This window comes from Denitromonas ohlonensis (assembly GCF_007625205.1).
In the GTDB taxonomy this organism is placed as follows: domain Bacteria; phylum Pseudomonadota; class Gammaproteobacteria; order Burkholderiales; family Rhodocyclaceae; genus Nitrogeniibacter; species Nitrogeniibacter ohlonensis.
The window spans coordinates 26,675-44,848 of the sequence record NZ_VMNI01000013.1; the positions used below are offsets into that span (position 1 = coordinate 26,675).

The window sequence follows — 18,174 nt, forward strand, 5'->3', positions numbered from 1 at the left end:
GATCAGCGCAGGCTGCGGCCACAGCCGCCGTCGCGCATGCGTTGTTGGTAGCGCTGCTTGCTTTCGGTGAGGCGCTGGATGCGGCTGCGGTTGCCTTCGCGAGCGATGCTGGCGTTTAGCTTGGCGATGGCACTTTGATAGCGTGCGCAGTTGCGGTCGCTTTGCGCGGGTTTTGTGCGATAGCTGCTGGTGTCGTCGCCGCCGGCACGCGCGCTGCTCAGGGCGTGCGCTTGCGCTGAGGCGAGAGCAACGCAGAATACGAAAAGGGCTTGGAAAAAGCGTGTCATCAGAAAACCTCGGAACCGGGTTCAGGCATGTCGCCGTCGAATTCGTCTTCATCGTCGGCGCCGGCCAGGGCAAAGGCGTCGGCGGCGGGCGGCGGGTGGCCGGCGTCGGAGAGCACGCCGGCGAGGGTGCCGTGAATGATGCGGTCGGCCATCAGGCGGTAGTCGAGGGCGACGTCGAGCAGCGGGCCTTCGAGCAGCATGCCGCCGCGGCGCTCGATGAAGCCGAGGCGGGCGAGCCGGCCGAGCATGAAGTTGCGCACCTTGGTCTTGCCGCCGAGGCGCGGGCCGAAGTCGGCGATCAGCGAGGCTTCGGAGACGCCGGCCGAGACCTCTGCGCCATGGGCGACAGGTTGCTCGGCGGCAAAGAGCTCTTCCTGCCCTTCATTGGCGAGGTTCTGGCGGGTGACCTGGCGCTCGCGCTTGGGCAGGATGATCAGCGCCCAAAGCACCACCAGCAGCGCGATTTCGTCGCGGGTGAGGCCCATGTTGCTGGCCTGGTATTCGCGGCCGCTGCCGAAAGTCGGCTCGAGCGCGTCGGGCGTGAGACCGACGGCGACATGCGCGGCGTAGGGGTTGTCGAGCAGGCGCAGGCCGACGCTGGCCAGGCGCTGATCGATCTCGTGGCGGAAGGTTTCGTCGATGAGCGCGCGGCGCACCATTGGGTCCTTGCGCGGTAGCCAGCGCTGGGCGATGAGGCGCGCGGTGAGGGCGCGGATGTCGTGTTCCATGGGCGCGTCAGTCCGTGGTTTGGGGGCTCAGGCGGCGGATGCTGCCGGCGCTGATGCGGGCGATTTCGTCGTGGCCGACGTCGACCAGCGTGGTATTGAAGTCGACTTTGAGGGGCAGGCGCATGAAGGCGCCGATGGGGCCGTCGCCGGGTGCGCTGTCCTGGCTGTCGGCGAGCAGGGCGAGCAGCGACAGGCGATAGGCGGCGTGGCCGAAACCGCCGCCCGCGACCATGTCGTGCAAGGTGGCGGGCTCGGTGTCAATGGCGTCGAGCCGGTCGGCAAAATGGGTGAGCAGGCGCAGGTCTTCTTCTTCGGGCGCGAGCGCGGTGGGGGCCGTGTCGGCGGCGGGCAGGGTGGTGTCGTCGGCCTCGCCGCGTAGCAGGTCGCAGAGTGCGGTTTCAGCGCGGTCGAGCAGTTCGTGCCCCCCGGCGAGCAGCGGGATGTGCGGGGTGTCGGTGATGGCGTCGAAGGCCATGGCCGCCAGCGCATCCATGCTTTGCTGGCCGAGCCAGGCGGTGACGTCGCTGGACGAAATGCCGGAGCTGCCAAGCGTGACGCGCTGGGTTTCGATTTTGTTGAGCGCGCGCTGGAAGGCGGCGTCTACCCGCGCCAGCCGCGATTGCGCCAAACCGATGCGCTGGGCGATGCGGGCGACGTCGAAGGGCGCTTCGGGGTCGGACAGCAAGGAGCGCAGGATGTCGGTGCCGCGATCAAGCCATTTGCCGTTGGCCGAGAGCCGGCGGCGTGACTCGACGATGCGGAACTCGGAGCCCGAGGCGATGGCCTCTTCAAAGTGCAGCGTGAGGTCGTTGAGTTTGGACAGCAGATGCCCCAGCGCCTCGGCGGTGATGCTGTCGGTGGCTTGCAGGCCGGCGAGCTGGGCGGTGAGGAAGCCGAGTTCGGCGTCTTCGGACTCGCCAAAGCGCAGCAGCATGCCCAGCGCAGCGACGGCATTTCTACCCGCGTCCGACAGGTGGTAGAGCCCGTCGTCGGCGTAGCTGATCAGGCCCGATTCGCGCAGGCGCTTGAGCGTGGTTTCGAGCTTGACCGGGTCGAGGTAGGCGAAGCGGCGGCGCAGCGCGTCGGGCGACCAGCGCGGGTGATCGACGTCGCGGCCGACTTCGCGCAAGACGAGCAGGCGCAGCAAGACCTCCGCCTCGCTGCCGCGAAACAGGGAGATGAAGGTGTCAATAACCGGCTGCGCCGCGGCGAGTGCCGAGAGTTCGGGCACATCGTCCACAGCGTAGCCGGGCGCGAGATAGTCTGCGAGGTCCTGATCGGTCATGCCGGTTTTGCGCCCAGTGCGTGCAGCGCCTTAAACGGCTTGCTTGAGGCTGGCCTCGATGAACTTGTCGAGGTCGCCATCGAGCACGCCCTGGGTGTTGCCGACTTCGTAGTTGGTACGCAGATCCTTGATGCGCGACTGATCGAGCACGTAAGAGCGGATCTGGTGGCCCCAGCCGATGTCGCTCTTGGCGTCTTCGAGCGCCTGTGCTTCGCTCTGGCGCTTGCGCAGCTCAAGCTCATACAGCTTGGCCTTGAGCATCTTCCAGGCTTCGTCCTTGTTGCGGTGCTGCGAGCGGTCGTTCTGGCACTGCACGACAATGCCGGTCGGGTTGTGCGTCAGACGCACGGCCGAGTCGGTCTTGTTGATGTGCTGACCGCCCGCACCCGAGGCGCGGTAGGTGTCGGTGCGCACATCGGCCGGGTTGATGTCGATCTCGATGGAGTCGTCGATTTCCGGGTAGATGGACACCGAGCAGAAACTGGTGTGGCGACGCGCGTTGGAGTCGAACGGCGACTTGCGTACCAGACGGTGAATGCCGTTCTCGGTGCGCAGGAAACCGAAGGCGTACTCGCCGGTGACCTTGATCGTGGCGCTCTTGATGCCCGCGACTTCGCCGTCGGATTCTTCGAGGAGTTCGGTGGTGAAGCCCTTGCGTTCGCAGTAGCGCAGATACATGCGTTCGAGCATGCCCGCCCAGTCCTGGGCTTCGGTGCCGCCGGCGCCGGCCTGAATGTCGATGAAGCAGGCGTTTTCGTCCATGGGGCCGGAGAACATGCGGCGGAATTCGAGCCCGCCCACGACTTCTTCGAGCGCCTTGGCGTCGGTCTCGATGGCTTCGAGCGTGTCGTCGTCGCCCTCGGATTCGGCCATTTCGAACAGGTCAAGCAGATCGCCCGATTGCTGAGCGACATGCTGAAGCGTGACGACCACGCCTTCTAGCAGCTTCTTTTCCTTGCCCAGCGCCTGACCGCGCGCAGCGTCGTTCCAGACGGCAGGGTCTTCGAGGGCGATGTTAACTTCTTCTAGTTTTGAGGCTTTTTCATCGTAGTCAAAGATACCTCCGAAGTTCTTCCCCGCGGCGCTTCAAGTCCGCAAGGGCTTCGGCGATATCGTTGATGCGTTCTGCGTCCATGGTCGAGGGCTCCGGCTGATCAATGCAAACCGCGCATTATACAGCCAGCGCCTCCCGGATCGGCAGCTTACTGGCCAAGACTGGCATAGGCGATGGGTGTGCCAGCCGGGCTGGTGATGGTGGCCAGTGCGCGATAGGCCTTGGCCTGCACGACATCGGGCAGGCGCACGAAATTGGCTTTGCTGGCCAGCTCGTCGCCGTGCATGAAGGCGTGAGTGAAGAAGCGCAGCGTGGCGATGCCCGTCGTCTCGTCCATGATCTTCGGCAGGAGCACGAAGGTGCCCATGGTGATCGGCCAGCTGTCGGCGCCCGGCTGGTCGGTCAGGGTCTGGGTGAACTCGCCGGCGCTCTGCCAGGGGCTGGCGCTCAGGGCGGCGCGAAAATGCTCGATGGTCGGCGGCACGAAGACGCCCGCACGGTTCTTCATGATGGCACCGCTGAGCTTGTCCTTTAGTGCATAGGTGTAGTCGACATAGCTGATTGCGCCGGGCGTTGCCTGCACGGCCTTGACCACGCCTCCGCTGTTCGGGGTGGCGATGACCCCGTCGAACCACTGGATGCGGTTGGCGGCGCCATGTTGAGATTTCCACGCCGCGCTGACCTTCGACAGGTAGTCGGTGAAGTTATAGGTGGTGCCCGAGCCGTCGGCACGCACCACCACTCGGATATCGGCGGTGGGCAGTGGCGCGCCCGGGTTGAGCGCGACGAGCGCCGGGTCATTCCAGCGGGTGATCTTGCCCATGAAAATGCGCACCAGCGTGTCGCCATCGAGGTGCAGCGTGTGGGCCTTGAGCTCGGGCAGGTTGTAGAAGGGCACGACACCACTGACCACGGTGGGCACCACCACGAGCGCGTCCTTGTCGAGCGAAGCTCTGTCCGGCGCCACGTCTGAGGCGCCAAACTCAACATCACGCGAGCGAATCGCCGCAACGCCTTTCGAGGAGCCCACCGACGCGTATTCCACGGGATTTCCACCCGCCTTGGCGAAGGCGTCGGCCCAGGTGGTGTAGATGTGCTTGGCGGCTGAGGAACCCGCGCCACGGACGGTCAATGGCGTGTCGGCATGAGCAAGCCCCTGGGTCAGGGCGAGCGCAACGACGATGAATCGGATCAGGGTAGAGACCACGGGCGGTATATCCAAAGTAATAATTCAGGCGGGCGCATTCTGCCGCCCGAATGTGTCGAGGATATGAATTTTGTTAAGGGTGCATGAACGACAGCATGAGCCGCTCGGGCTACCGGACGGCCACGCCCTTGACGAGCGCCCAAACATGCTTGCCCGCATGCAAATCCAGGCGCGCCCGCGACAGACGAGTGATGCGGGCGAGCAGGTGGGTCTCGCCGACTTGCAGGCGCACCAGGCAGTGTGCCGGGTTCGGGTCGTCCGACACCTCCACGATCTGCGCCTGCAGATGGTTGAGTACGCTGCTGTCGGCAGGTGGGTGCAGGGAGATCGCGATGTCGCGTGCGGCGATGCGAGCCCGAGCAGCCGCGCCGATCGGCCGGTCGACCGCGCTCACGATCAGTTCGCCGCCGGCAAAGGCGAGGGTGCTGAGGTGATGTGCTGGATTATGGTGCCGGACGGTGGCCTGCACTACTGCGCCCGCATGCGCGCCATGGGCCAGCGGCAGGTCGCAGCGGGTGAGGATTGTATTGGTCGGGCCATCGGCAATCAGGCGACCGGCCGACATCAGCAACAGATGGTCGGCGAGGCGGGCGACTTCTTCGATTGAGTGGCTTACGTAGATGATCGGAATGCCGAGTCGCTCGGGGAGCTGCTCCAGCGTATCGAGAATGGCGTCGCGGCCGTCAGCATCGACTGCTGACAGCGGCTCGTCCATCAGCAGTAATCGCGGCTGGGCCAGCAGTGCGCGGGCGATGGCGACGCGTTGGCGCTCGCCGCCGGAGAGGTGCGAAGGCGCGCGGTCGAGCAGATGGCCGACGCCCAGCCAGGCCACGGCGTCGTCAAAGCGGATCGTGTGCGCGGTGCTGCGGGCGCGCTTCAGCCCGAAGGCGAGATTGTCGCGGACCGTCAGATGGGCGAACAGACTCGCTTCCTGAAAGACGTAGGCCAGTTCGCGCTGGTGGGTCGGCACTCGGCGTGTTGCGGCGTCATCTTGCCAAGCGGTGTCGCCGAGCCGGATCTGACCCCGTCCGCCGGACTCCAGGCCGGCGATCATGCGCAGGAGCGTGGTTTTTCCGGAGCCGGAGGGGCCGAACAGCGCGGTGACGCCGCGCGGCGGCAGTGTTGCCGCGGCCTGAATGCTGAGCTGGGGCAGGTCGAGCGCGAGATCGAAGTGCAGGGCGCCGTCGTGGTTCATCGGCGGGCCTGCCGGTCGTTGAGCGTGTGGAGCGCGAGCAGCACGATAAAGGAGAAAGCCAGCAAGCCACCCGCGAGCCAGTGCGCCTGCGTGTACTCCAGGGCCTCGACATGATCGTAGATCTGGATGGCGACGACACGTGTTTCGTTGGGAATGTTGCCGCCGATCATCAGCACCACGCCGAATTCGCCGACCGTGTGGGCGAAGCCGAGTACGGTGGCGGTCAGAAAGCCTGGGCGGGCCAGCGGGAACACCACCGAGAAAAAGGCGTCGATCGGCCGGGCGCCGAGCGTGGCGGCGACTTCCAGCGGGCGCGGGCCAATGGCGATGAAGGCATCGCGGATCGGCTGGACGACGAAGGGCAGCGAGTAGATCAGCGAGCCGATGACCAGCCCGGCAAAGGTAAAGGGCAGGGCGCCAAGGCCGATCTCGGAGGTCAGGCGACCAAGCGGGCCGTTAGGGCCCATGGCAACCAGCAAATAGAAACCGAGCACGGTCGGCGGCAGGATCAGCGGCAGGGCGACCAGCGCATTCACCGCGCCGCGCCATCGTGCGCGCGAGTGGGCGAGCCACCACGCCAGCGGCGTACCAAGGAGCAGCAGCAAGACCGTGACCGTCAGCGCGAGTTTGAGCGTGAGCCAGATGGCGTCGACGTCGGCGGGGCTGAGGATGGCGTTCATTCGGTGTCGTAACCGTGCTGGCGAATGATCTGGCGTGCCGTTTCACTTTTCAGGAAGACCATGAAATCGCGCGCCGCAGGCTTGTCCTTGCTGCGTGAAAGCAGGGTGGCGGCCTGGCGAATCGGCGGGTGCAGGTCCGCAGGCACCAGCCAGCCGGAGCCGCGGATCAAGGCGCCGTTCTGACTCACCTGAGACCACGCGACAAAACCGAAGGCGGCGTTGCCGGTGGCGACAAATTGAAAGGTCTGGCCGATGTTCTCGCCTTGCACCAAGCGGGACGCAAGCGTCGCGCTCAGGCCGAGGTTTTCGATGGCGGCGGCGGCGGCGGTTCCGTAGGGCGCGGTGACTGGATTGGCGACCGCGACCCGGCCGCCATCGGCAATGCGCAAGACGTCCGGGCGGATGTCGCGGTTGGTTTCTGCCTGCCACAGGACCAGGCGGCCGATGGCGTAGATGAAGCGGCTACCTTGAACTGCAAACCCTTCATCTTCCAGACGTGCCGGACGTGCTTCGTCTGCCGACAGGAAGACATCAAAGGGTGCGCCGCGTTGGATCTGGGCGTAAAACTTGCCGGTCGAGCCTGTAGACAGGCGGACGCGATGGCCGGTGGCTTCGGAAAAAGCGGGTGCGAGGGCCTCGATTGGCTTGATGAAGTTCGACGCCACCGCGACCGTAATCTCGCCGCCGGTTGCAAACGGTGCAATCAGCAGCAAGAGGGCGGCGCACAGTGAGCGAAGGGTTTTGGGCACGGCGGGTTTGGGTAAGCGTTATTGTTGGCGAACGATAACGCATTTTGCCAGGCGGCGGATCAAATCCAGATCAACCCGTTTGTCGATGACGCATGGGGTGTTGCGAAAAGTCGTTCCGTCAGCGGATGGGGTGCTTGCTTAGTCAGTACCGAGCTTGCGCGTGGTGGCGATGCCGCTCAGGTCTTGTCTCGCATCAGGCGGCCTTTCTCGCGCTCCCACTCACGGGCTTTTTCGGTCTCCCGCTTGTCGTGCTGCTTTTTGCCTTTGGCCAGGCCGACGGTCGCTTTGATCCGCCCCTTTGAATAATGCAGATCGAGGGGCACCAGCGTAAAGCCGGCGCGCTCGACCTGCCCGAGGAGGCGATCGATCTGCGCGGCATGGAGCAGCAGCTTGCGGGTGCGGACCGGGTCGGCATGGATGTGTGTCGAGGCCGAGGTCAGAGGCGTGATGTGCATGCCGAGGATGAAGATCGCGCCATCGCGGATCAGCACGTAGGCTTCCTTGATATTGGCGCGGCCTGCGCGGATCGCTTTCACTTCCCAGCCCTCGAGCACGAGGCCGGCTTCGATCTTCTCTTCAATGAAGTAATCGTGGAAAGCTTTGCGATTGTCGATGATGCTCATGACGTCCCGGTCGGCCATATCGGCCAGCATGCGGTAAAATCGGGCATTCTAGCAGTTCCGCTATCTTCCGCCCCGAACACATGGCCGCCGTCAAAAAAGTTGTCCTGATCGAATTCACCCCCGCCGAGATGTTCGCGCTCGTCGACCAGGTCGAGGACTATCCCAAGTTCTTGCCGTGGTGTGGCGGGACCGAGCTGATTGAGCGCAGCGATACGCTGACCGCCGCGACGCTGCATATCAACTACCACGGCATCAAGGCGCATTTTTCAACCGAGAACACCAAGCTGCCGCCGCGGGAGATGCACATCCGCCTCAAGGAAGGCCCGTTCGAGCACCTCGATGGGGGTTGGGTCTTCACGCCGCTGGGCGATACCGCCTGCAAGGTCGAGTTCAGCCTCAACTACCAGTTTGCCAGCCGTTTGCTCGAGAAAGTGCTCGGGCCGGTCTTCAATCATATTGCCAACACCTTTGTCGACGCCTTCGTGAAGCGCGCCGGGCAGGTCTATCGGAGCGCCTGATTTCATGGCTGAACAGATTTCCGTCGAAGTGGTCTACGCGCTGCGCGAGCGTCAGGATGTGGTGCGGGTCAAGGTACCGGAAGGCGCGACGGCACAGGATGCAATCGAGGCGTCCGGTCTGCTGCAGAAATATCCCGAAATCGATTTGAGCGGCGCCAACAAAGTGGGGATCTACGCCAAGCTGGCGCCCCTATCGAGCGTGTTGCGGGAGCGCGATCGCGTCGAAATCTATCGTCCCCTGATTGCCGATCCGAAAGAGGTGCGCCGCAAGCGGGCCAAAGAGGGCAAGGCCATGACGAAGGGCGGTGGCGACGACAAAGCATCGGCAGACGAGGCGCAGTAAGTCGGCCGCCAATAAAAGTAAAGGCCCCGGGTTGCTGGGGCCTTTACTTATTGGGTGCTCGGTGTGCGAATGGTCGGCAAGCTTACTCGCAGGCGCGCTTCATGATGTTGCGGCTGCGTTCCATTTCTTCGGCGCGACCAGCGTCGTCCAGCACTTCGCGCTCGCCGGCATTGTTGATACGTTGCACGCGCCCACCGCTTTCAAGCAGCTTGAGCTGGGCGGTTGCCTGTTCGCAGGCTTCTTTCTTGCGGCGTGCCTGCTCGGCCTCTTCGTTGGCCTTGGCGGTGTTTTCGGTCGCTTCAGCCTTGCGCTTGGCGAAGTCAGCGTTTTTTTCGGCCCAGGTGGTGGGGGCGTCGGCGGTGCTCTGTGCTGCACCACCTGCCGGCGGTGCGCTGCTTGTGCGAGGGCCGGTCCGGATGCCGGTTGCCTTGGCCTCTACGCCAGCCGGCGGCGTATCGGAAAAATGGCGTTTTCCGTTGGCGTCAGTCCATTCATAGACCTGGCCGGCAAAAACGATGCTCGAAACCAGCGTCAGGAGAAGTAGCGGTGAGTAGCGAAGTCGCATTGAGATCAAGCCTTGCAGGATTGAGTGTCCAATCGGTCAGGGCCGGCGCGAAAAGGCGTTGCGCCGATGGTCAATGTCATTGTAATCGGATCTGCGCCCCTGGGCGGAAACGAAATGGCCGTGCGGTGTGTAGATGGTCACGGCCCGCTTCGTCGGAGGCGTGGTCTGGTCAGTCGCGGAGCGCCAAAAGCGCGAGTTTCCTACGCGGGACTCAACAGACTGAAGATCCATCTGTATAATACGGATTTGGTTGAAAGGATTATAGCCATGCGCGTGATTCAGAAGGCGCTGACGTTCGATGACGTCCTTCTTGTCCCCGCCCATTCCGACGTCCTCCCCAAGGATGTCAGCCTCCAGACGCAGCTGACCCGGAACGTTCGATTGAACATTCCGCTGGTGTCGGCTGCGATGGATACGGTCACCGAAGCCCGGCTCGCGATTGCGCTCGCCCAGGAAGGCGGAATCGGCATTGTTCACAAGAATTTCTCGGCCAAGCAACAGGCGGCCGAGGTTTCCAAGGTCAAGCGGTTTGAGTCCGGCGTCCTGAAGGACCCGATCACCATTCCGTCCGACATGAGCGTCCGTGAGGTCGTCGCCCTGACGCGCCTCAACAAGTTCTCGGGCTTGCCGGTGGTCGATGATGGCAAGGTGGTGGGTATTGTCACTAACCGCGACCTGCGTTTCGAGATCAATCTGGATCAGCCGGTGTCGTCAATCATGACGCCGCGTGAGCGTCTGATTACGGTGCCCGAAGGCGAAAGCCTCGAGGTGGCCCAGAAGCTGATGCACAAGCACCGCCTTGAGCGTGTGCTGGTCATCAACGGCTCTGACGAGCTGCGCGGTCTGATCACCGTCAAGGACATGCTCAAGTCGACCGAGCACCCCAATGCCGCCAAGGATGAGCACGGTCGTTTGCGCTGTGGCGCTGCGGTGGGTGTGGGCGAAGGCACCGAAGAGCGGGTCGAACGTTTGGCTGAAGCCGGCGTCGACGTGATCGTGGTGGATACCGCACATGGTCACTCGCGTGGCGTGCTTGAGCGGATTCGCTGGGTGAAGAAGAACTTCCCGCACGTCGAGGTGATTGGCGGCAATATCGCCACGGGCGATGCCGCACTGGCCTTGCTGGACGCGGGTGTCGATGGCGTCAAGGTCGGCATCGGGCCGGGCTCGATCTGCACCACGCGTATCGTGGCCGGCGTGGGCGTGCCGCAGATCACTGCCATTTCCAATGTGTGCAAGGCGCTGGCCGGCACTGGCGTGCCGATGATCGCCGACGGCGGCATCCGGTATTCCGGTGATATCGCCAAGGCGATCGCGGCCGGTGGCAATGCGGTGATGCTGGGCGGTTTGTTTGCCGGTACCGAAGAAGCGCCGGGCGAAACCGTGTTGTACCAGGGTCGTTCGTACAAGTCCTACCGCGGCATGGGTTCGCTGGGGGCGATGCAGCAGGGTTCTGCTGATCGTTACTTCCAGGACGCGTCGTCCAATACCGACAAGCTCGTGCCCGAGGGTATCGAAGGTCGGGTGCCTTACAAAGGCCCGGTGACCGCGGTGATCCACCAGTTGATCGGTGGCCTGCGTGCGTCGATGGGTTATGTGGGCGCGGCGAGCATCCCCTTGATGTACGAGCGTGCACAGTTTGTCGAGATTACCTCGGCCGGTGTGCGTGAGTCGCATGTCCATGATGTGCAGATCACCAAGGAAGCGCCCAACTACCACGTGGATTGATCCGCGTACCGTTTGCACAAGGCGGCTTCGGCCGCCTTTTTTCCATTTCCAGCTGAGCGAAAACCATGGCGCATCAGAAAATTCTCATCCTTGATTTCGGTTCCCAGTTCACCCAGTTGATCGCCCGTCGTGTGCGCGAACAACAGGTGTATTGCGAAATTCACCCCTGCGACGTGTCCGACGAGTTTCTGCGCAATTTTGGCGCGGACGGCATCATCCTCTCGGGTGGTCCGAATTCGGTGTACAGCGAGATCGAAAGCGCACCGCAGGCCGTATTCGAACTCGGCAAACCGGTGTTCGGCATCTGCTATGGCATGCAGACCATGGCCGCGCAACTCGGTGGCAAGGTCGAAAGTTCCGAAACCCGCGAGTTCGGCTATGCCGAGGTGCGCGCCCAGGGGCATTCGAAGCTGTTTGAAAATATCCAGGACCGCAGCAACGACCAAGGTCACGGCCTGCTGGATGTGTGGATGAGTCATGGTGACAAGGTCACCGAACTGCCGCCGGGTTTCCGCCTGATCGGCAGCAACGCATCCACGCCGATTGCGGCCATGGCCGACGAAGAGCGCGGCTTCTACGGCGTGCAGTTCCATCCCGAGGTGACTCATACCCTCAAGGGCAAGGACATCATCACCCGCTTTGTGCATGACATCTGCGGTTGCGGTCATGACTGGAACATGCCCGACTACGTGGCCGAAGCTGTCGCGGCCATCCGCGAGCAGGTGGGTGATGAGGAAGTGATTCTCGGCCTCTCCGGTGGCGTGGATTCTTCCGTGGCGGCGGCCCTGATTCATCGTGCGATCGGCGACCAGCTGACCTGCGTGTTTGTCGACAACGGCTTGCTGCGTCTGAACGAGGCCGAGCAGGTGATGCTCACCTTTGGCCGCAACCTGGGCGTCAAGGTCATCCATGTCGATGCGACCGAGCAGTTCCTCGGCCATCTCGTGGGCGTGAGTGACCCGGAGCAGAAGCGCAAGATCATCGGTCGGGAGTTTGTTGAGGTTTTCCAGGCGCAGGCCGAGAAGCTGCCCAAGGCGCGCTGGCTGGCGCAGGGCACCATTTACCCTGACGTGATCGAATCGGCCGGCGGCAAGAACAAGAAGGCCCACACCATCAAGAGCCACCACAACGTTGGCGGCTTGCCCGAGACGCTCAACCTCAAACTGCTTGAGCCGCTACGCGAGCTGTTCAAGGATGAGGTGCGCGAACTCGGCATCGCCCTTGGCTTGCCGCACGACATGGTGTATCGCCACCCCTTCCCGGGGCCGGGCCTGGGCGTACGCATCCTTGGTGAGGTCAAGAAGGAATTCGCCGACCTGTTGCGTCGTGCCGACGCCATCTTCATTGACGAGCTGCGCGCGGCGGACTGGTATGAAAAGACCTCGCAAGCGTTCGCCGTCTTCTTGCCGGTCAAGAGCGTTGGCGTGATGGGCGACGGCCGCACCTACGAGTATGTGGTTGCCTTGCGTGCCGTGCAGACGCAGGATTTCATGACAGCGTTGTGGGCCGAATTGCCGCATACGCTGCTGGCGCGGGTCAGCAACCGCATCATCAACGAAGTGCGCGGCATCAACCGGGTGGTGTACGACATCTCAGGCAAGCCGCCAGCGACGATCGAGTGGGAATGATTCGATAGCATCTCACTGGGTCCAATAGCGGCCCATGGATCCACAAAAGCCCTTGATTCTTCAAGGGCTTTTGTTTTTTATCGTCCCGCAACGTGCAAGCAGATCCGAAAATTTTCGACGGTGAAAATGACGGTATAGTTTGTGTGAGCAGTGCAGAAAACTGTTTACCGTTTTTTTATCCGTCGACGGTAAACAGGAAATCTATAGAGGACAATGCGATGGCCCTGAGCGACCTAAAACTGAAAAGCCTCAAGCCTCGGGAAAAGGCTTACAAGGCCACAGACCGTGATGGTATGTATGTAGTGGTTTCGCCAAAGGGAGTTCTGACTTTTCGCTACGACTATCGCTTGGCGGGCCGGCGCGAAACACTAACGTTGGGCCGGTACGAAGCCTTCCAGGCCAGTCAGCCCAAGCGTGAGCCTAAGTCCATCAAGTATGGTGATCCCTTGTCTCTGGCCGATGCGCGCGATCTGCTGGCACGGGCGAAAAATTGTGTTAGCCGTGGTGAGTCACCGTCGCGAGACAAAGCCGGCGGAAAACGGGGATGTCGGGAGTCGTTCACCTTTAGTGCGTTTGCTGAAATATGGCTGCGTGACGCGGGCCTTGCCGACAGTACCGTAGCCATGCGTAAGAGCATTCTCGATCGTGATGTACTGCCGAGGTTGGGCAACCGAAAACTTGAGGAAATCACGCCGACTCAAGTGCTCGATTTGTGCGAGAGGATCAAGGCCCGGGGAGCACCGGCCACAGCAGTACACGCCCGCGAAATTATCCAGCAGGTTTTCCGTCACGCCATGGCGCGCGGCGTCTCGATCGATAACCCCGCCGAGAAGATAAAAGCCTCAGCCATTGCGACTTTCAAACCGCGGGAGCGAGCACTGACTCCGGTAGAGATCAGAACGTTCTTTACTGTTCTCGATACTGTCGGGACATTGCCAACACTCAAATTGGCCCTCCGATTTATCCTTCTGACTCTATGTCGCAAGGGGGAACTGCTTCAGGCGACGTGGAAGGAAATAGATTTTGAAGAGGGAACCTGGACCGTACCCGGCGTACGCATGAAGGCCCGCCGACCACATGTGGTCTACCTTAGTCAGCAAGCGCTCGATCTGCTGGTAGGGCTCAAGACTTGCGCCGGCAGCAGCCCCTACTTGCTCCCCGGTCGATATGAAACGGACCAGCCGATGAGTGCGGCGACTCTCAATCGCGTGATCACCTCAGTAGTCGTAAAGGCTCAAAATGAGGGGCACGAGCTTCCACATTTCTGTGTTCATGATCTGCGCCGGACCGGTTCGACGCTGTTGCATGAGGCTGGATTCAATACCGATTGGATCGAAAAGTGCTTGGCCCATGAGCAGCGAGGCGTTCGCGCCGTCTACAATAAAGCCGAGTACCGCGAGCCGCGTCGTGAAATGCTCCAGGATTGGGCGAATATGCTAGATGATTGGATCGTCGGCGCAAAAAAATTTCCCCGCGAACCGGGATAGAGGTGTAGGTCCGCGTTTTCTTCAGGCTATCTTGGACTAGCTTAGTATTGGCATATGTGAGTGCCGGTGTTGTTGTCCAAACACATGGGTCGATGGAATTGCTGAGGGTTTGTACCTCTGTGCTGTCATCAGCCCCTTCCTTGGTTGCTTTTATCGAAATGCGATCGAAAGCGCGGTTCTGTGGACGAGTATTCGCAGCGTTGTTTTGGTTTAGCGCAGTCACGCTGTCTCAGGTGTTAGTTCCAAGGTGACGGCATGTCGATTGAGATTAAAAATGTGCGAATTCTCAGGCTTCCCGAGGTTTTGAGGCTCACAGGGCTGGGGCGTAGTTCGTGTTACCGTTTCATTGCGCAGGGGCGTTTCCCGCGTCAGGTTGAACTCGGGGGAGGCCGCGCGGTAGGGTGGATCGAGTCTGAGATCCTAGCGTGGATCCTATCGCGGCGCCGTCGATGTGGGTAATGCGTTGATACTGAGTCGGGTGGCGGCTAGCACAAGCTGGGAGTGACCGGCCTCGGCTCGGCCGCTGGTGCCAAAGTGACTGGTACGAAGCGCGCCTCGGCGGACGGGGCAAGCGAAACAGCCTCGCGTCTGCGACGACTGGGCGGCTCGACGCCGCGTTTGCGCAGCCACCGGCGCACATGGGGCGTTTAAGCCATTGGCCCGCGCCACGCCCGCCACCGACACCCCGGGCGCGCTGCATGCCCAGATAACGGGTTGCTTGAATGCTTCACTGTGCGTGTGCCGACGCCGGCGCGGGATAACGACGTCCATAGTGTCCACCATCGAAATTGGTGGACACGATCTTCAGAGCACTACCGCGTGAAGAACAAATGGGTTCGCCGTGCCCTTACAGAGAATCGGCAAATTTGCCGAGTAATACGACAGTCGATCGAAGGATAAGTTTGGCGGCTTGAACTGCGGCCAAAAAGTGGCTGGAAATGGTGTCGTTTTTTCAGGAGTGTGGGTGTGTTTTTGCTTCAGACTGGTCGAACCATTGAAATGACGTGAGAATTTGATCTATGCCTGAAGCGCGCGCACCTACCCCGAGGAGTCCTCTCCCGCTGCCCGAAGTCAAGCGGAATCCAGCGTTCTCACGAAGTTCGGATAGCCAACAGATAGTTGTCGAATGTTTTCTGGCCGATTCGGTCTTGTCACAATGCGCTCGGAAGCTTGGCGATGCACTGAGATTGCAGCGTCGAGTGCATCGCTTCACAAAGAAATCTGAACTACGCCAGTCAAGTCATGGCCTGGCACTCATTGTTAGGAGGGGATGATGAGTGCCAGCTCAGATACCTGCGATTTTAAGATGTTCAACAATGATGAACTGCGAAGGTTGATTGTGGCGGCTACAACTGAGCTCACAAGCCGCGAAAACTCGTGCGTGCGTATCGAAATCGAGTTTGATTCATATAACCAATATCGCTTCAGCAAGCCATGGATTGCTCGGGTCGTTGATTGGCCCGTTGGAGGCCACTGCGAGCTCAGGTTTGGTGTCTATCAAGGAGATGCTGACGGTGGGTTCGTAGAGATAACTGCGAACATTGGCGATGTGGTCCGGTGGGGACAAAAGAGCTCTAGTGTTACGAAGACGTTTTCGCGATGGGGCATTGTTCAGGCCGATGGAAGGATAACGCGCGTTTCGCAGGCTGTTGCGTTTAGGGCGTTTCGCGACTCCGCCGAGCCAAGCCTTGATACTGAAACGCTCGGGCATTGACCTGCCCCCTTCAGCCATACCACTCAATTGGAGAGAGGCCCAGGGGTTAGCAGAATAGCTGCTTGTGATTCGGTTGTGGGTTGCCATGCATCGCCAGAGCTCTGGCGATGCATGGCGGCGAATGCTGCGGGTGGGATGCGCCCGATCGTGCCGTGTGGTCTGACCTCGTTGTAGTCCTGACGCCATATGGCGATCGCTTCTCGGGCCTGGGCCAGTGTTTCAAACCAGCTCTCGTTCAGACACTCATCCCGGAACCTGCCGTTGAAGCTTTCGATGTAGCCGTTTTGCATCGGCCGTCCAAGCTGGATCAGGATGTTCTCGATTCCCCGGGCCTGCGCCCAGTTCATAAAGGCCCTGCTGGTGAACTCCGGGCCGTTGTCGGTGCGTACGGCACGTGGATAGCCCCGGAATCTGGCGGCTTGCTCGAGCACCTGAATCACATGGCTGCCCGGCATGGCATGGGCGACGGCGATATCGATGCACTCGTGGCTGAAGTCGTCGGCCACGGTCAGACATTTGAGCCGGCGACCGTTGGCCAGTGCATCACTGACGAAGTCCATGCTCCATACCTCGTTAAGTCTTGTCGCTGCCTGCAGGGGCTGGCGCTCACCACGCAGGCGTTTCTTGCTGCGTTTGCGAACGGACAGGTTCTGCTCGCGATAGAGCCGATACACCTTCTTGTGATTGGTGCCGGGGAAGTCGCCACGCAGCATGTCGTGGATGCGTCGATAGCCGAAGCGGCGCCGCTGATGCGCCACCTCGCGGATACGTGCGATCAGAACCTTCGTTCGCTCATCAACACATGGCGGATGTCGCCACGCATCACGGGACAGCCCCACAAGAGCGCAGGCACGTCGTTCCGAGATCCGGCACTGGGCCAGCATCGTCGTGATCACGCCTCGTTTGTCTTGTGGGGCTAGCGCTTTACCCGGAAAGCGACCTTGAGCGCCTCGATATCCAGGTGCGCCTCTGCCAGCAGCTTCTTGAGCTTGGCGTTCTCGCTCTCCAGGCCCTTGAGCCGGCGAGCCTCCTCGGCGTCCATGCCGCCGTACTTGGTGCGCCATTTGTAAAACGTCGCATCGCTGAATCCGCCCTGGCGGCACAACTCCGCGACCGGCATGCCGGCCTCGGCTTGCCTCAGGAACCCGATGATCTGTTGTTCGGTAAATCGACTCTTTCTCATGCCCGTCATTCTCCATCGTGACGGACCTCACTGCCAATCAGGTGGTACGGCTGTGGGGGAGCAGGTCAGGTGATGGCCGTTTTACGTCCGGCGTTGGCCACATAGCGGCCGGTGATGGCCGTTTTACGTCCGGCGCTGGCCACATAGCGGCCGGTGGTGGCCGTTTCGCGTCCGGCGCTGGCCAAATAGCGGCCGGTGGTGGCCGTTTCGCGTCCGGCGCTGGCCACATAGCGGCCGGTGGTGGCCGTTTCGTGTCCGGCGCTGGCCAAATAGCGGCCGGTGGTGGCCGTTTCGCGTCCGGCGCTGGCCACATAGCGGCCGGTGGTGGCCGTTCCAATCGGCAAATTTGCCGGAAGAGCGCGGTGCCAGAGGCCCGCATTCGCGAAGTCGCGTTGAGTGCGTTCCTTCATAGTCGCGTCAACACCGAACTCAACCGCCGTTTCCACGGCATCGGTCAACCCCTACTCAGGGGTGTTCATCAGGCCAAACAGGCCAACCTTTTTTTTATCCACCCCACGGTGGAGCAGGGAGAACCCACTGGTTAGCGACAGTGGCCGACAGTGAGATAACCAGAATAGGGCTACATGCCGCGTCCTGATTGGGAATGAGCCTGTCGGCCGACAGTGAGACATGATTTAGGCGGTTTTTTTGCCTATCTGTAAGCGCTGACTAACTCGGGCTACCGAGGCCGCAATCGACACCGGGCTACCACTCTCTTGAGGCGGGGAGCCGTCCTGCAGTAATCGCGCGGCCAGCAACTGTGGCTGGTTCAGCAACCTAATTGAGCGTATGCGTGCGCGCTCCCCCCTCGTTGAGGTAGGGGAAAAAGCACCAGCCCAGGGCACTCGGCCACGAATGCTCTACCGGTTATCCGGGGGTGTTGTGAAAGGCAACAGCACAACATGGGGCTAATTCCGGATCGCTAAAGACACGTTGCCGGGCGGAGTGCCTACCCACAGACAAAGCAGCACCTGTATCACGCGTATGTGAACCGGATGTACGATTGAACCGCTCTGGGATATCGCTTTGCCCTCGTCACCTACCTCTGGCGAGCGTTTGTATCGGGGGGATTGTCATTAGATAGAAGCAATTTCCTGCTTGATCTTGATGTCACTACGTCATGATCTGCTGTCTATCGGCCCAATCGTGCCAAAGCTCAACATAGAACGGCTCCGGATTGCCGGTAGCCTGACACGGTCC

The 18,174-nt window shown here is 61.5% G+C and carries 19 protein-coding genes; 7 read left to right on the forward strand and 12 right to left on the reverse strand.

The genetic code is table 11. From position 1 onward, the window contains the following. Positions 1 to 2: 2 nt before the first annotated feature. The 9 genes from FHP89_RS13425 to smpB form a co-directional block, all read right to left on the reverse strand. Positions 3 to 287, reverse strand: coding sequence for a hypothetical protein (locus tag FHP89_RS13425; protein WP_144178366.1), 285 nt, complete (start codon positions 285 to 287; stop codon positions 3 to 5). Then, entirely contained in the window at positions 287 to 1,015 is a 729-nt protein-coding gene (locus FHP89_RS13430) for a hypothetical protein (RefSeq protein ID WP_144178372.1), read from the reverse strand. Before FHP89_RS13430 ends, FHP89_RS13425 begins: the two co-directional genes overlap by 1 nt. A gap of 7 nt (positions 1,016 to 1,022) precedes the next feature. Beyond that, complete coding sequence (locus tag FHP89_RS13435) at positions 1,023 to 2,300, reverse strand: hypothetical protein (protein WP_144178374.1); 1,278 nt, start codon at positions 2,298 to 2,300, stop codon at positions 1,023 to 1,025. A gap of 30 nt (positions 2,301 to 2,330) precedes the next feature. After that, positions 2,331 to 3,435 (reverse strand): peptide chain release factor 2 gene (gene prfB / locus FHP89_RS13440; protein WP_144178376.1). Its coding sequence is split into 2 segments (ribosomal slippage): positions 2,331 to 3,353 and positions 3,355 to 3,435, totalling 1,104 coding nucleotides; the frame shifts between segments, so codons are not numbered across the junction. A 67-nt stretch (positions 3,436 to 3,502) separates the two neighbouring features. Next, positions 3,503 to 4,561, reverse strand: a complete 1,059-nt coding sequence (gene pstS, locus FHP89_RS13445; protein ID WP_222105396.1) for a phosphate ABC transporter substrate-binding protein PstS — start codon at positions 4,559 to 4,561, stop codon at positions 3,503 to 3,505. Between the two features lie 109 nt (positions 4,562 to 4,670). Beyond that, positions 4,671 to 5,756: a molybdenum ABC transporter ATP-binding protein gene (modC, locus tag FHP89_RS13450; RefSeq protein WP_144178378.1), complete on the reverse strand. Its 1,086-nt coding sequence runs from the start codon at positions 5,754 to 5,756 to the stop codon at positions 4,671 to 4,673. Beyond that, complete coding sequence (modB, locus tag FHP89_RS13455) at positions 5,753 to 6,436, reverse strand: molybdate ABC transporter permease subunit (protein ID WP_144178380.1); 684 nt, start codon at positions 6,434 to 6,436, stop codon at positions 5,753 to 5,755. Before modB ends, modC begins: the two co-directional genes overlap by 4 nt. After that, a complete protein-coding gene (modA, locus tag FHP89_RS13460; protein WP_144178382.1) occupies positions 6,433 to 7,185 on the reverse strand; it encodes a molybdate ABC transporter substrate-binding protein in 753 nt (250 codons plus the stop codon). The genes modB and modA overlap by 4 nt, the downstream gene beginning before the upstream one ends. Positions 7,186 to 7,361: 176 nt before the next feature. Beyond that, positions 7,362 to 7,808: an SsrA-binding protein SmpB gene (gene smpB, locus FHP89_RS13465; RefSeq protein ID WP_144178753.1), complete on the reverse strand. Its 447-nt coding sequence runs from the start codon at positions 7,806 to 7,808 to the stop codon at positions 7,362 to 7,364. A gap of 80 nt (positions 7,809 to 7,888) precedes the next feature. Here smpB and FHP89_RS13470 point away from each other — a divergent pair, with 80 nt between their 5' ends. Together FHP89_RS13470 and FHP89_RS13475 are read left to right on the forward strand one after the other, a co-directional pair. Further along, a complete protein-coding gene (locus FHP89_RS13470; RefSeq protein ID WP_144178384.1) occupies positions 7,889 to 8,326 on the forward strand; it encodes a type II toxin-antitoxin system RatA family toxin in 438 nt (145 codons plus the stop codon). A 4-nt stretch (positions 8,327 to 8,330) separates the two neighbouring features. Beyond that, positions 8,331 to 8,669 carry an RnfH family protein gene (locus FHP89_RS13475; protein ID WP_144178389.1) on the forward strand — a complete coding sequence of 113 codons (339 nt, stop codon included), beginning with the start codon at positions 8,331 to 8,333 and terminating at the stop codon, positions 8,667 to 8,669. 82 nt (positions 8,670 to 8,751) lie between these two features. Here FHP89_RS13475 and FHP89_RS13480 read toward each other — a convergent pair whose 3' ends face one another. Next, positions 8,752 to 9,234 carry a DUF4124 domain-containing protein gene (locus FHP89_RS13480; protein WP_144178395.1) on the reverse strand — a complete coding sequence of 161 codons (483 nt, stop codon included), beginning with the start codon at positions 9,232 to 9,234 and terminating at the stop codon, positions 8,752 to 8,754. Between the two features lie 267 nt (positions 9,235 to 9,501). Here FHP89_RS13480 and guaB point away from each other — a divergent pair, with 267 nt between their 5' ends. From guaB to FHP89_RS13505, 5 genes are all read left to right on the forward strand, one after another. Continuing rightward, entirely contained in the window at positions 9,502 to 10,962 is a 1,461-nt protein-coding gene (gene guaB, locus FHP89_RS13485; protein WP_144178397.1) for an IMP dehydrogenase, read from the forward strand. 65 nt (positions 10,963 to 11,027) lie between these two features. Continuing rightward, positions 11,028 to 12,590, forward strand: a complete 1,563-nt coding sequence (gene guaA, locus FHP89_RS13490) for a glutamine-hydrolyzing GMP synthase (protein ID WP_144178399.1) — start codon at positions 11,028 to 11,030, stop codon at positions 12,588 to 12,590. Positions 12,591 to 12,808: 218 nt separating this feature from the next. Further along, a complete protein-coding gene (locus FHP89_RS13495) occupies positions 12,809 to 14,077 on the forward strand; it encodes a tyrosine-type recombinase/integrase (protein ID WP_144178401.1) in 1,269 nt (422 codons plus the stop codon). 255 nt (positions 14,078 to 14,332) lie between these two features. Then, complete coding sequence (locus FHP89_RS13500; RefSeq protein WP_144178403.1) at positions 14,333 to 14,536, forward strand: AlpA family phage regulatory protein; 204 nt, start codon at positions 14,333 to 14,335, stop codon at positions 14,534 to 14,536. 814 nt (positions 14,537 to 15,350) lie between these two features. After that, entirely contained in the window at positions 15,351 to 15,791 is a 441-nt protein-coding gene (locus FHP89_RS13505) for a hypothetical protein (RefSeq protein ID WP_144178405.1), read from the forward strand. A gap of 23 nt (positions 15,792 to 15,814) precedes the next feature. Here FHP89_RS13505 and FHP89_RS13510 read toward each other — a convergent pair. Both FHP89_RS13510 and FHP89_RS13515 read right to left on the reverse strand, forming a co-directional pair. After that, positions 15,815 to 16,974, reverse strand: a protein-coding gene (locus FHP89_RS13510) for an IS3 family transposase (RefSeq protein WP_391525695.1) whose coding sequence is annotated in 2 segments (ribosomal slippage) — positions 15,815 to 16,710 and positions 16,710 to 16,974 — 1,161 coding nt in all. Because the reading frame shifts where the segments join, the coding sequence is not laid out codon by codon here. Positions 16,975 to 17,039: 65 nt separating this feature from the next. Then, complete coding sequence (locus tag FHP89_RS13515; protein WP_144178407.1) at positions 17,040 to 17,384, reverse strand: hypothetical protein; 345 nt, start codon at positions 17,382 to 17,384, stop codon at positions 17,040 to 17,042. Between the last annotated feature and the right edge of the window lie 790 nt (positions 17,385 to 18,174).

Bases quoted from the DNA above. Each gene is read 5' to 3' on its own strand.
- FHP89_RS13425 (WP_144178366.1), bottom strand. From the start codon at position 287: ATGACACGCTTTTTCCAAGCCCTTTTCGTATTCTGCGTTGCTCTCGCC.
- FHP89_RS13430 (WP_144178372.1), bottom strand. From the start codon at position 1,015: ATGGAACACGACATCCGCGCCCTCACCGCGCGCCTCATCGCCCAGCGC.
- FHP89_RS13435 (WP_144178374.1), bottom strand. From the start codon at position 2,300: ATGACCGATCAGGACCTCGCAGACTATCTCGCGCCCGGCTACGCTGTG.
- modC (WP_144178378.1), bottom strand. From the start codon at position 5,756: ATGAACCACGACGGCGCCCTGCACTTCGATCTCGCGCTCGACCTGCCC.
- modB (WP_144178380.1), bottom strand. From the start codon at position 6,436: ATGAACGCCATCCTCAGCCCCGCCGACGTCGACGCCATCTGGCTCACG.
- smpB (WP_144178753.1), bottom strand. From the start codon at position 7,808: ATGAGCATCATCGACAATCGCAAAGCTTTCCACGATTACTTCATTGAA.
- FHP89_RS13470 (WP_144178384.1), top strand. From the start codon at position 7,889: ATGGCCGCCGTCAAAAAAGTTGTCCTGATCGAATTCACCCCCGCCGAG.
- FHP89_RS13475 (WP_144178389.1), top strand. From the start codon at position 8,331: ATGGCTGAACAGATTTCCGTCGAAGTGGTCTACGCGCTGCGCGAGCGT.
- FHP89_RS13480 (WP_144178395.1), bottom strand. From the start codon at position 9,234: ATGCGACTTCGCTACTCACCGCTACTTCTCCTGACGCTGGTTTCGAGC.
- guaB (WP_144178397.1), top strand. From the start codon at position 9,502: ATGCGCGTGATTCAGAAGGCGCTGACGTTCGATGACGTCCTTCTTGTC.
- guaA (WP_144178399.1), top strand. From the start codon at position 11,028: ATGGCGCATCAGAAAATTCTCATCCTTGATTTCGGTTCCCAGTTCACC.
- FHP89_RS13495 (WP_144178401.1), top strand. From the start codon at position 12,809: ATGGCCCTGAGCGACCTAAAACTGAAAAGCCTCAAGCCTCGGGAAAAG.
- FHP89_RS13500 (WP_144178403.1), top strand. From the start codon at position 14,333: ATGTCGATTGAGATTAAAAATGTGCGAATTCTCAGGCTTCCCGAGGTT.
- FHP89_RS13505 (WP_144178405.1), top strand. From the start codon at position 15,351: ATGAGTGCCAGCTCAGATACCTGCGATTTTAAGATGTTCAACAATGAT.
- FHP89_RS13515 (WP_144178407.1), bottom strand. From the start codon at position 17,384: ATGAAGGAACGCACTCAACGCGACTTCGCGAATGCGGGCCTCTGGCAC.